This window comes from Rhizobium sp. RCC_161_2, assembly GCF_041355235.1.
Taxonomy (GTDB): domain Bacteria; phylum Pseudomonadota; class Alphaproteobacteria; order Rhizobiales; family Rhizobiaceae; genus Rhizobium.
In genome coordinates this window covers 360,325-372,610 of sequence record NZ_JBFUPL010000001.1, presented here as the reverse complement: position 1 = coordinate 372,610, position 12,286 = coordinate 360,325, and the positions used below count along the sequence as shown (strand labels likewise).

General features: G+C 60.8%; 12 protein-coding genes. 10 read left to right on the top strand and 2 right to left on the bottom strand.

Features of this window, described 5'->3' with window-relative positions:
* Positions 1-51 precede the first annotated feature (51 nt).
* On the bottom strand, positions 52-975 hold the full coding sequence (locus AB6803_RS01665) for a LysR family transcriptional regulator (RefSeq protein WP_371107221.1): 924 nt from the start codon (positions 973-975) through the stop codon (positions 52-54).
* 107 nt (positions 976-1,082) lie between these two features.
* Here AB6803_RS01665 and AB6803_RS01660 point away from each other — a divergent pair, with 107 nt between their 5' ends.
* The 3 genes from AB6803_RS01660 (at position 1,083) to AB6803_RS01650 (ending at position 3,358) form a co-directional block, all read left to right on the top strand.
* A complete protein-coding gene (locus AB6803_RS01660) occupies positions 1,083-1,649 on the top strand; it encodes a chromate transporter (protein ID WP_371107220.1) in 567 nt (188 codons plus the stop codon).
* The gene (locus AB6803_RS01655) at positions 1,646-2,176 is read left to right on the top strand and encodes a chromate transporter (protein ID WP_371107219.1); all 531 of its coding nucleotides are present in this window, start codon (positions 1,646-1,648) and stop codon (positions 2,174-2,176) included. Before AB6803_RS01660 ends, AB6803_RS01655 begins: the two co-directional genes overlap by 4 nt.
* Positions 2,177-2,578: 402 nt before the next feature.
* The gene (locus tag AB6803_RS01650; RefSeq protein WP_371107218.1) at positions 2,579-3,358 is read left to right on the top strand and encodes a class I SAM-dependent methyltransferase; all 780 of its coding nucleotides are present in this window, start codon (positions 2,579-2,581) and stop codon (positions 3,356-3,358) included.
* 63 nt (positions 3,359-3,421) lie between these two features.
* Here the strand turns inward: AB6803_RS01650 and AB6803_RS01645 are convergent, their stop codons facing one another.
* Positions 3,422-4,318 (bottom strand): sugar phosphate isomerase/epimerase family protein, encoded by an 897-nt coding sequence (locus AB6803_RS01645; protein WP_371107217.1) that lies wholly within the window; start codon positions 4,316-4,318, stop codon positions 3,422-3,424.
* Positions 4,319-4,480: 162 nt separating this feature from the next.
* Between AB6803_RS01645 and AB6803_RS01640 the strand changes: the two genes are divergently transcribed.
* From AB6803_RS01640 to AB6803_RS01610, 7 genes are all read left to right on the top strand, one after another.
* Entirely contained in the window at positions 4,481-5,497 is a 1,017-nt protein-coding gene (locus AB6803_RS01640) for a LacI family DNA-binding transcriptional regulator (RefSeq protein ID WP_371107216.1), read from the top strand.
* Positions 5,498-5,542: 45 nt separating this feature from the next.
* Positions 5,543-6,532 (top strand): substrate-binding domain-containing protein, encoded by a 990-nt coding sequence (locus AB6803_RS01635; RefSeq protein ID WP_371107689.1) that lies wholly within the window; start codon positions 5,543-5,545, stop codon positions 6,530-6,532.
* Positions 6,533-6,632: 100 nt separating this feature from the next.
* Complete coding sequence (locus AB6803_RS01630; protein ID WP_371107215.1) at positions 6,633-8,126, top strand: sugar ABC transporter ATP-binding protein; 1,494 nt, start codon at positions 6,633-6,635, stop codon at positions 8,124-8,126.
* On the top strand, positions 8,119-9,132 hold the full coding sequence (locus AB6803_RS01625) for an ABC transporter permease (RefSeq protein WP_371107214.1): 1,014 nt from the start codon (positions 8,119-8,121) through the stop codon (positions 9,130-9,132). Before AB6803_RS01630 ends, AB6803_RS01625 begins: the two co-directional genes overlap by 8 nt.
* Positions 9,125-10,171 carry an ABC transporter permease gene (locus AB6803_RS01620; protein ID WP_371107213.1) on the top strand — a complete coding sequence of 349 codons (1,047 nt, stop codon included), beginning with the start codon at positions 9,125-9,127 and terminating at the stop codon, positions 10,169-10,171. Before AB6803_RS01625 ends, AB6803_RS01620 begins: the two co-directional genes overlap by 8 nt.
* Positions 10,168-11,559, top strand: coding sequence for an FGGY family carbohydrate kinase (locus AB6803_RS01615; RefSeq protein WP_371107212.1), 1,392 nt, complete (start codon positions 10,168-10,170; stop codon positions 11,557-11,559). Before AB6803_RS01620 ends, AB6803_RS01615 begins: the two co-directional genes overlap by 4 nt.
* Positions 11,549-12,241 carry a class II aldolase/adducin family protein gene (locus AB6803_RS01610; protein ID WP_371107688.1) on the top strand — a complete coding sequence of 231 codons (693 nt, stop codon included), beginning with the start codon at positions 11,549-11,551 and terminating at the stop codon, positions 12,239-12,241. The genes AB6803_RS01615 and AB6803_RS01610 overlap by 11 nt, the downstream gene beginning before the upstream one ends.
* The last annotated feature ends 45 nt before the right edge of the window (positions 12,242-12,286 follow it).

The window sequence follows — 12,286 nt, the reverse complement described above, 5'->3', positions numbered from 1 at the left end:
TCCGCGAGGGTGCCGATCCGCGATTCACGCGGCCGGTCGGTTGCGCCCGCATTACCGATGCTGCCGCACGCTCTCGATAAAGCGCCTGACGACCCCGAACGGCGCCTCGTCCCTATAGGCAAGATGTAGCGGCGCAACCAGACCGGCCGCCTTCTCGATCCGAAAATAAACGATGCCATTCGCTTCCAGACGCGCCATGGATTCAGGGATGATCGAAATCCCGAGGCTGGCGGCGACGAGGCTCAGAGTCGATAGCAAGCGCGGCGCCTCCTGCCCGATTCGCGGGCTGAAACCGGCAGCGCGGCATGCCGCAATGATGCTGTCGTATAATCCGGGGCCTGACGGACGCCGGTAGAGAATGAAGGTCTCGTTCGCCAGATCGAGAAGCGGGATGCGCCGCGAGGATATGCCGTGCCTGCGGCGTGAGACTGCCCCCGTCACCAGAGGATGCTGATCCGGCAGCGCCACTAGCATTTCCTCGTCAAGAATGGGTTCGATCACCAGTCCCGCCGAAGCGTCGACCGGCGAACGGACGAAGGCGACGTCAAGCCGTTCTGCGCGCAGGGCCTCGATAAGATCTCCTGTACTCCCTTCATCAAGAGCAAGCGCCACGTCCGGCGCCGATTGCTTGAGGGAACGGACCAGCGAGGACACCAGCGGATGAAATGCAGCCGAACTGGTGAAGCCGATGGCAAGATTGCCCTGCTCGCCGCGCGCCGAACGTTGCGTGGCCTCAATGGCGAGATCCACATCCGCCAGAATAATGCGCGCCCTTTCCACCAGGGTCTGCCCAGAGGCGGTCAGCGCCATTCCACGCGGCAGGCGGTGGAACAATGGCGTGCCGATCATGGCTTCCAGCGCGCGTATTTGCTGGCTAAGCGGCGGTTGCTGGATACCCAACTGCTCGGCGGCGCGGGTAATATGCCCGGCGTCGGCAACGGCGACGGCATAGCGGAGATGGCGAAGTTCGATCATAAGCATATGCATAACATATGGGAACGCCGTTATCCATATATTGGACGTTAGCTCGCGCGAGGCTTATCCTGCTGGGAGACTTCAAAGACGAAACGACAGGATAGATTATGGCAGTTTCTGCTCCCCCTGATATCGTCGAGCGCAATACGCCGACATCGACCGAACTGTTCACCGGCTTCCTATTTCTCGGCCTGATCGGTTTTGGCGGCGTGCTGCCCCTGGCGCGGCGGATGGTGGTCGAAGAGCGCCGCTGGCTGAGTGGCGAAGAATTCACCGATCTTCTCGGCCTGTGTCAGTTCCTGCCGGGCGGCAACATCATCAACATGTCGGTCGCCATCGGCCTTAAATTTCGCGGTGTTATCGGTGCCTTCGCCGCGCTTCTCGGGCTCATCGCCGCTCCGACCGTCATCGTCATCGCGCTGGGCATGCTTTATGACCGCTTTTACGATGATGCGCATGTCCGGCATCTGTTCGCCGGGCTGGCCGCCGCTGCCGCCGGTCTCCTGGTGTCCATGGCGATCAAGATCGTCTTGCCCTTGCGCCGCAAACCCGCTGCCATCGCCATTGCCGCCCTCTGTTTCCTCGCTATCGCGGTTCTGCGACTGCCCCTATTGCCGACCATGCTGGTGCTTGCGCCGCTCAGCATCCTGCTCACATGGAGGCTGCAATCATGATGGCCACGCTTCTTGCCTTGGTCGTGATCTTCACGCAGCTCTCGCTGCTCGCCTTCGGCGGCGGCAACACCATCCTGCCCGAGATGCAGCGGCAGGTCGTCGATATCCATCACTGGATGTCGGCCCAACAATTCGGCGCGATGTTCGCTCTCGCGCAGGCCGCCCCCGGTCCGAACATGATGATCGTGCCGCTCGTCGGCTGGCATGTGGCAGGCTGGCCCGGCGTGCTTGTGACGTCGCTGGCCAAGTTCGGACCGTCCTCGATTCTGACCGGGATTGCCCTACATGTCTGGGAACGCTTCAAGGACCGTCCCTGGCGGCGCATCGCGCAGGCCGGGCTCGTGCCCATGACGGCGGGCCTTGTTACCGCCAGCGCGTCCGTCATCACCGAGGCGTCGGCCCAGGAATGGATACTGGCGGGCATTGTCATACTCGCTGCCTTGGCAACCACCATGACCCGCATTCATCCGCTGATCGTACTGGCCGCCGGTGCGCTCATAGGCCTGAGCGGCATCGGGCAGATGTGAGGGCTGACAGCATAATACATCCTGAAAGCACCTTCGCATGTAGCTAGTCTGCATCGCAGCACACAGGCGATGCGCTAATAATGTCTGGAACCAGTTATGTAATCACGCCTGCGTTCATATCCGAACCGGCGGCTGGCGCCCGGCGCAACCCTCCGACGACAATATCCAACCTGCGCAACCGCGATACGCAACGCGCCAGAAAAACCGGATTCTACCCTGACTGCGCTCGCATTGGCGTGTGTACGCCCCAATTTCGCGAGGTTTGCAACAAACAGGAGATATCCAGCAACATTTCAGAAATGTTTTGGAGAGGATCTGCATTTCACTTCCGATCCGCGTGCGGACCGAAAGGCAGGCAACGATCTGCGCGATGCATGACGATAATCAGCGAGGTTTTGGATTTTGAAGTCGAACGTTCGGAAATTTGTGTTTCACGATCTGCAGAAAATCGATGGCTACATTGATCCGCCAGACGCCCTGGTCTTTTTGTCGCTGATAGAGAAACAAAGGGAAGAGAACCTGTCCGGCGGTCTTGCCGAGATCGGCGTCTATTATGGCCGCTCCTACTTTCTGCTGCGCAAACTCAGCGCGCCGGACAACAACGTTCTGGCCATCGACCTTTTCGATATCGAGGAAGATGACGCGCAGTACCGACGTTTCCTCGACAACGGCAAATCGCTGGGCATCCCCGTTGACGAGGAACTCGTCATATCCGGTGATAGCACCAGGCTCGATCCAGAGGCGATCACCGACAAGATCGGCAAGGTTCGCTTCTTTAGCATCGACGGAGGGCATCTGCTCCATCATGTGGTCGCCGATAGCCGCCTGGCGAAAAACGTTCTGGCTGATCACGGCATCATCGCTTTCGACGACACGTTCAATCCTGCATGGCCGGAAGTCACCATCGGTGTCTCGGATTTTCTGCGCAGGAACAGCGATACATTCGCGGCCTTCTGCATGACGAAATATAAGACCTATGTCTGCCGCCGAGAGTTTCACGATCTCTATCAGACGGCAGTCCGGGAGGCCGCGCATCTCAAGCCGTTCGAGCAGGCCGAGATGGATTTTCTGGGCTCCAAGGTCATCCGGCTGCACAATCCCATCAACCGCCGGGTTGCCTATGAACTCATGCAACGATTGGGCATGAGCGCGCTATCCGAATGGGCCTATCGCCATGGCTAGGCATTAGGGGCCGCGTGAACGACATGCGGCCTCGGGATAAACGAAAAAGCCTCTTGTGCCGGCCTATGCGGGCAAGCGGCTTCGTGCCTTCTGGTTTTGCGCCTCCTGCGCCGCCTTCAGCTGCGCCTTGGTATACATGAGGGCATGGGCCGCGAGATCCTCGCTGTCTTCCCAAAGGTTGCGCCAGATGCCGAGGATCCCCTCAAGCGGCTGGCCGACGACACGCGACGAGAAGGATTCGAACGTGATCGGCCCCTCGTAATTCGCCTTCACCAGCGCCCGAAATACGCTTGCCAGATCGATCGAGCCAGACCCCATATAGCCGCGATGGGAATCGCCGGTGTGGAAATAGCCGAGGTAATCGCCCGTCTCGATGATCGCCTGCGAGATATCCGATTCCTCGATGTTCATGTGGTAGACGTCGAGATGGACTTTGACGTTCGGCGCGCCGATGCGCTTGCACATCTCGACGCCTTGGGCGGCCGTGTTGAGGACATTGGTCTCATAGCGATTGACCACTTCCAGCCCCAGCGTGACGTTGCTAGCCGCTGCCTTCTCCGCTACGCGGCGAAGGATATCGACGGAATGGCTGATGCCGTCGGCAGTCGGCGGCACGGCATATTTCTGGAAAGCGGAATAGAGAATGCCGGCAATGTGGGTCGCGCCGAGATCCCGGGCGAGCGCCACCGCGCGCTCCAGCTTGGCTTCGCCCCGCTTCATCTTATCGGGATCGTTGCTCGAAATATCCTCCTCCGCGCCCATCCCGAACGAGAACGTGCATCCCAATCCATGCTTATCCAGCTCTGCCCGCGTATGGGCGGGATCGATCTCGTTCATATCCATCGCCGAGACTTCGATCAGGTCGTATCCGGTCGCGGCAGAGCGGGCGATCGCACGCGTGCTCTCTTCCCTGCTCCAGCCCTTTTCCCAGACGAATGCATGCACACCGAGCTTGTTCATTGAATGTCTCCTCCTCCATCTCCGACGGCGCCTCAGGTTCCACGCCGCACGATCAGCCACCCCAAAAAAGTGCTAACCGGAGCAATATTGACACGCTCGAACGGAAAGTCTAGCTTTTCATAAAACGTTTTACGGGAGGCTCGGCACCGCCGGGAAAGCACGTTGAAGCGCAGACCACCGGTTTCGATCAAGACAGTTGCCGAGCGCGCGGGGGTCTCTCCCGCGACGGTTTCGAACGTCTTGAACGCAAAGCCAAGCGTGGCGCCCGAATTGATCGAACGCGTCCGCAGCGTGGTTGCCGAACTCGGTTATGTGACCGACAGCAACGCCTCCCGACTGCGCTCCGGTAAACATTCGCTCGCCGGCGTTGTGGTGCCCGATCTTTCCAACCCGATGTTCGGCACCTTCGTTTCCACCCTTGAAACGCTCGCCAGAGAGGATGGCTTCGATCTACTGGTCGTCAGCGCCGCGAACGACGTGGAGCAGGAAAAGGAGCGCCTGCACGCCATCCGTTCCTGGCGGCCCGCCGGCCTGATCGTCATTCCCTGCGACGGCGCGCTCAGTCATCGGACGCCCTCATCCATGCACATGCCGATCGTCGTCGTGGACCGCTTGCCGGACGAGCCGGATTTCGACCTCATCGCCGTCAACAATGCACAATCGGCAGCCGCAATCAGCGCCCATCTCTCGGAGCAAGGCTATCGGTCTTGCACGGTTGCCGGCAGCATGCTGTCGATCAGCAACATTCGCGAACGCTGGGAGGGCGCGGCCTCGGCCGCCGGGGGCATGGCTCTCTCCATGCTTGAAGTCGGGCTGGAGACGAAAGGCATTCGCCAGCGACTGCACGAGATGCTGACCCAGCGGCGGCCGGAAGCGCTTTTCGCGCTCGATCACATCACCGCGCTGATCGCCTATCAGACGATGACCGATCTCGGTCTTTCCGCGCCCGGCGATCTCGCATTTGCCTGTTTCGACGAGGCCGAATGGATGCGCCTTGTTCGACCCGCAATTACCACCGTCCGTCAGCCAATTGAGGAAATGGCAACGGCCGCCTGGCAGCAGCTCTCCCGTCGAATGGGAGGGAATGCCGATCCCGTCAGGACTTTGCGCCTGGCGTGCTCGGTGGAGGTTCGCGGCTCGACGCTGCGAGAAGGAGGGCGGTCGAGCACGGCTGCTTGAAATAAAACGGAGGAGGAGAACATCATGAAAATGACGAGACGCAGTATGCTCGGCACGCTGACCGGCGGAGCCGTGGCGGGGGTCTTCGGCTTGCCGAACCTGACGCTGGCGCAGGCGAAGCAGGTTCAGGCCGGCATCGTTGTAAAGATCGGCGGCATCCCCTGGTTCAACGCCATGGAGATGGGCATCAAGAAGGAATCCCAGGCCCTTAAGGCGAATGCATGGATGATCGGCCCGACACAGGCCGACGCCGCCCAGCAGGTCCGCGCCATCGAGGATCTGATCGCCCGCAAGGTGGATGTCATCGGCGTGGTGCCGAACGACGCGGCGGCCCTGGAACCGGTGCTCGGCAAGGCAAAGGCGGCCGGCATCAAGGTGATCTCGCATGAGAGCCCCAACCAGAAGAACAATGATTGGGACTTCGAGCTGACCACCGTCGAAGCCTATGGCGAGCAGCACATGGATCTGATCGCCAAGGAGATGAAGGAGGAAGGCAAATACATCGTCTATGTCGGCTCCCTGACCGTGCCGCTACACAATGCTTGGGCCGACGCGGCGATTGCCTACCAGAAGAAGAAATATCCGAAGATGGAGATGCTCGGCGACCGCTTCGGCGTTGCCGAAAGCCTCGATGACTCGATCAAGACGACACAGGACCAGCTGCGTGCCCATCCCGATCTGAAGGGCATCCTGACCTTCGGATCGCAAGGGCCGATCGGCGCCGCGAAGGTGCTGGACGATCGCGGCAAGGCGAAGTCCATCGTACTCGTCGGTGGCTTCTCGCCCGGACAGGGGATCAAATATGTCAAAAGCGGCGTGATCCGCGGCGGCTATATCTGGAATCCGCTGATCGCGGGCCAGGTCTTCGTGCAGCTCGCGACCTTGCTCGCGGCCGGCAAGGAGATCACCGACGGCATGGAACTCGTCGAGGTCGGACCGGTGAAGGTCTTCCCCGACAAGCGCCTGATCCAGGCACAAAAGCTCGAGTCCCTGGACAAGGAAAACATCCAGCGATTGGCAGATCTGGGGCTTTAGGCCCCCGCCTTGCCAAGAAGGCGACGCCGCCGGAGGGGTTTCAACGCCCTTCCGGCCGGTGTCTCCTACGCGATGACCGAGCCGAACATGGGGCTTTCCGATGAGTGCACAGGATCCTTTTTTGCGTCTCAGCAAGATCACCAAGCGCTTCGGCGGCGTGTTGGCGCTCGACGATATCGATTGGGAGGTCCGGGCGGGTGAAATCCATTGCCTGGTCGGCGAAAACGGCTGCGGCAAGTCCACTCTGATCAAGACCGTGGCCGGCGTGCATCCGCCGACATCGGGCGAGATCGAGATATCAGGCAAGTCCGTTCTGCCGCTCACCCCGTCTTCGGCGCGCGTGCTCGGCATTCAGGTCATATTCCAGGACCTGTCACTTTTTCCGAACCTCACAGTCGCTGAGAACATCGCCATCGAAAGCCATCTGAAAAGCGATCTTCGGCCAGTCTCCTACACCAAGATGAGAAAGCTCGCGCTTTCGGCTTTGAAAAGGCTGGATTTTCATCTTGATCCCGATGCCGCGGTCGCCGACCTCTCCGTCGCCGAAAGGCAGATCGTCGCGATATGCCGCGGCATTGCCGCCGAAGCGCGGCTGATCTTCATGGACGAGCCGACGGCGTCGCTGACACGCAGCGAGGTCAGGCGGCTGCTCGCCATCGTCGCCCGATTGAAGGCCGATGGCATCGCCGTGGTCTTCGTCTCGCATCGGCTGGATGAGATCGTCGAGATCGCCGAGCGCGTCACGGTGATGCGCGACGGGCGCAAGGTGGGGACTTATCCGGCATCCGAAGTCGATCAGCGTCGCATTGGACACCTGATGACCGGGATCGATATTTTCCAGTCCGTCGTCGCGCGCGACATGTCCGCCGAAAAGCCGCTGCTCGAGGTCTCCTCGCTCAGCCGCCGTGGCGAATACCAGGACATCAGTTTCACCATTCGCCAGGGCGAAGTGCTCGGCATCACCGGCCTGCTGGGTGCCGGTCGCACCGAACTTGCGCTCAGCCTCTTCGGCATGACCCGGCCGGACGGTGGCACGATGATGCTTGATGGCCGTAAGCTGTCGCTCCGCTCCAACCGCGACGCAGTGAGCGCCGGGATTGCTTATGTCTCGGAGGATCGGTTGAGCCTCGGCGTCATTCTCCGCCAGTCGATCGGCGACAATCTCATACTGGCAGTGCTGAAGAGCCTGCGCGGTCGATTGGGCCTGATCCCGGACCGCAGCCGGCGAGCGCTCGCCGCCGAATGGGTGAGCCGCCTGACGATCAAGATACCCGGCCTCGACAGGCCGGTCGGAACATTGTCCGGCGGCAACCAGCAGCGCGTGGTCCTGGCAAAATGGCTGGCGGCAAAGCCCAAGATCCTGATCCTCGATAGTCCGACGGTGGGCGTCGACATCAAGAACAAGCAAGGCATCTACAAGGTCGTCGCCGACCTCGCCCGGCAGGGCGTTGGCATCCTGATCATTTCTGACGAAGTCGCCGAGGTCTACGCGACCTGCGATCGCGTTCTGCACATGCGCGCTGGCCGCATCGTCGGCGAGGTCGTGCCCGGCCAGACCAGCGAACATGAGTTCGAGGAGAAAATCTATGCCTGAGATGCCGGACATCAGAAAGCTGCAGCGCCGGCCCGAGGTCTGGCTCGCTTTGGTGATCATCGTCGCCATCATTGCGCTTAGCGCGACCGCACCGGGTTTCCTCACGCTGGCCAATGTCGTCGACCTGCTGGAGACCTATAGCGTCCAGTCGATCATGGCGATGGGACTTTTCGTCGTGCTGGTCTCCGGCGGCATCGACATTTCCTTTGCGGCAACGGCGTCGGTCACCCAATATGTGGCCGCGCTTCTGGCGACACAGTCCGGATTGCCGCCCTTCGTCTGCATCGGGCTGGGCCTATCGGTCGGCATCCTGCTCGGCTGCATCAACGCGCTGCTGATCCACTTCATCCGCATCACCTCGATTATAGCGACTATCGCCATGATGAGCGTGTCGTTCTCGCTGCTGATGTATTTCTCACAAGGGAAATCCATCTACACCCTGCCCGATTGGTGGACCGAGCGTATCGTCTTCTGGGAGCATGAGGCTCCGAATGGTGACCTGACGCGCATTACCCTGCCGATCGTGGTGATGCTGGCGGCAACCCTGTTTACCTGGTTCTTCATGACCCGGACGAAGACGGGACGGCAGCTCTATACGATGGGTGGCAATCCGGAGGCCGCCCGCCGCATCGGCGTCAATATCGCAAAACTGCAATTCATCGCCTACGGGTTTCTCGGCTTCATGGCCGCGGTCGGCGGATTGTTGCAGGCACATCGCGTCGGCGAAAGCGTGCCCAATGCCATGTACAATACCGAGCTTTCGGTTCTGTCGGCGGCCGTGCTCGGCGGTGCCAGCCTGACCGGCGGCATCGGCACGGTGCCGGGCGTGCTGCTGGGCATCGTGCTGCTCGCCATCCTGCAGAACGGCCTGAACCTTCTCGGCGTCTCCTCCTATTTCTTCCAGATTGTCATCGGCCTGACGATCCTGATCTCCACCTCGATCACGGTGATCAGCGCGCGCAAGCGCCGCCGCCTCAATCCGATAGGAGACGTGGCCCATGGCTGACTCGACCCATTCCGCAACCGATAACCTGTCCGCTCTCGTCGGGAGGATAAAGGACGGCAAGCCCGGCCTGCTCGGATTACTGCTGGCTCTGGTGATCGCCTTCTCGCTGACGATCCCCGGCTTTGCCAGTTGGGGCACCCTGAATTCCTTCGCGGTGCAACTGCCCATCCTCGGGCTTCTTTCGCTGGCGATGGTCGTGCCCCTCATCACCGGCGGCCTTAATCTCGCGATCATCGCGACGACCAATCAATGCGCGCTGCTGATGGCCTGGATTATGCGCAGTATGACGACGGCGGACTCGTCTTCGGCGCAAGTCCTCGGCGTTATCCTCCTGGCGCTTCTGTCCGGCCTGCTTCTTGCGCTCGTGATCGGCGTCGTGACCGGCACGATCGTCGCCTATACCGGCGTGCATCCCATCCTCGTCACGCTCGGCACAAAATCGCTGATCGACGGGATCAGCATCTATATGACGCGCGGCGAAGCCCTCTCCGGCTTTCCCCGGTCCTATTCGATCGTCGGCAATTCGGCGATCGCGGGGATACCGGTGACATTCATCCTGCTCGTCGTTGTCGCCGTGATCGTCGGCATCATTCTCCGCAAGACGCCGTTCGGCATCAGCTGCGCCATGATCGGCTCCAATATGGAAGCCGCCCGTTTTTCGGCGATCGACACAAGGCGTGTTCTGGTCGGCGTCTATACGATGTCGAGCGTGCTGTGCTTCGTAGCAGCCGCCGTCTCGCTTGCCGTCTTCAATTCGGCGAGCGCCGACTATTCGCAATCCTACCTGCTTGTGACCATCCTTGCCGCCGTGCTTGGCGGCGTCGATCCCTTCGGGGGCTTCGGCAAGGTCTCCGGCCTGATGATCGCGCTCGCCATCCTACAAATCATCTCCTCGGGTTTCAACCAACTCGGCATTAGTCCTTATCTAACGACGGCCATCTGGGGCCTCATCCTCATTCTCGTGATGGCAGTGCAGACCGCCTATCCCTACCTCACCTTCCTTTTCTGGCCACGCAACAGACGGGCGAACCGCCCATGAGAACCATTGCCGTTTTCGATACCGGCAAGACAAACATCAAGCTCTCGGTCAGCGACGAGGCCGGCGGGCTGATCGAGACATTGTCGACACCCAATGTCGTCCATGACGGCCCGCCCTACCGCCATCATGACCTTGCCGTCATCGAAGCTTGGCTGCTCGACGGGCTCGCCACATTGGCAGACCGCCACGACATCGCCGCCGTCGTCTGCACCGCACATGGCTCCGGCGGGGTACTGGTCGATGACGAAGGGCCGGTCATGCCGATGATCGACTATGAGCAGGCAGTCCCATCGGAGATCGACCGGGAGTATCGAGAGATCGCGGGATCGTTTCGCGAGCGGGGCAGCGCCGTCATGCTGGGCGCCGCCCATCTGGCGCGACAGATGCTCTGGCTGGAGCGCGGCTGGCCGGATGCCTTCACGCAAGCGCGGCATTTTCTGGCCACTCCGCAATATTGGGCCTGGCGGCTCTCAGGCGTCGCTGCCTCCGAAGTGACAAGCCTGGCAGCGCAATCGCATCTCTGGTGCTCGGCGGATGGCAGACCAGCGAGGCTGATCGAAGCGAGAAACTGGCAACGGCTGATACCGCCGTTGCAGCCGGCCTGGTCAAGGCTTGCCGACATCAAGCCGGAGATTTCCGGACGGACGGGATTGAAGCCGACAACGGCAATTTTGTGCGGGATCCACGATTCCTCCGCGAACTTCTATCAGTATCAGGCGGCCGGTCTCAGTGATATCACCGTCGTTTCCACCGGCACCTGGATCGTGGCGATCAGCGACCGCTCAGGCCCTGATTTCGATGTCGAACGCGCCGGCCTTTGCTGCAATGCCGATATCGAGGCCAAGCCCCTTCCCGGCATGCTGACCATGGGCGGCCGAGAATTCGCGATGGTAGCGGGGGAAGATGATCGGCCGACAACTGAGGAAAACCTCGCACGCCTGATCGAGACGCGCACGATAGCGCTCCCCTCCTTCGGCAGCGATGATGGCCTGTTTCCGGGAACGTCACAAAGAGGCCGTCTCACAGGTCCGCTTGCCGACCATCGGGACTTGCGCCATTCGCTCGCCCTGCTCTACGCCGCGCTTCTCACGGACAGATGCCTTCAGCTTGTCCAAACGTCGACGGTAGTTCTGGACGGTTCGTTCGTTCGCGACCCGCTTTACGGCGCGCTTATCGCTGCCCTCAATCCCGACCGTCGCGTCTTCGTCAACGCCGATCAATATGGAACGGCGACGGGGGCCGCCCTGTTGGCATCGCATGAGACCAGGCAGGCGCCCGCCCCTTTGGCCCTCAGAGCGGTAACACCCTTTTTACACCCCGCCCTTGATGAATACCGCGAGCACTGGTTGCGCGCGGCCCACACTGGAGGACAAGATGATGGACTATGACGATCGCCGTCAAAGGGAGGCCATGGTTGAAACTTGCCGCAAGATGAACGCAAGCGGCATCAATCAGGGAACCGCCGGAAATGTCTCGATCCGCAATCCCATGGGTTTTCTGATCACGCCGACTTCTCTGCCTTATGATGAGATGAAACCCGACGATCTCGTGCAGATGAATTTTGACGGCACCTATGAAGGCCGCCGTCGCCCGTCGTCCGAATGGCGCTTTCATCGCGATATCCTCGCCGCGCGCGATGACATCGATGTCGTGCTGCATTGCCATTCCGTCTACGCGACGACGCTCGCCTGCCATCACAAGACGATCCCAAGCTTCCATTACATGACGGGTGTTGCGGGTGGCACCACGATCCGCTGCGCTAAGTACGCGACATTCGGCACGCAGGCTCTGTCCGACAATGCGCTGGAAGCACTTCAGGATCGCCTCGCCTGCCTGCTTGGCCAGCATGGCCAGATCTCGCTGGGCAAGACCCTGTCATCTGCATTGGCGCTCGCCATCGAGGTCGAAACGATTTCGCGGCTCTACGTGCAGGCCCTGACGCTCGGCGAACCACCGGTCCTGCCGGACGAGGAAATGGCGCGCGTGCTGCAGCAGATGAAGAACATGAGCTACGGCCAAGCGCCGGATCTCGACGGCGTCAACGACATCGCGCGGCCAAAGCGAGCCTGACCACCTCTGTCTGGATTTTCAGTTAGCCCCATTATGAAGTCGCCT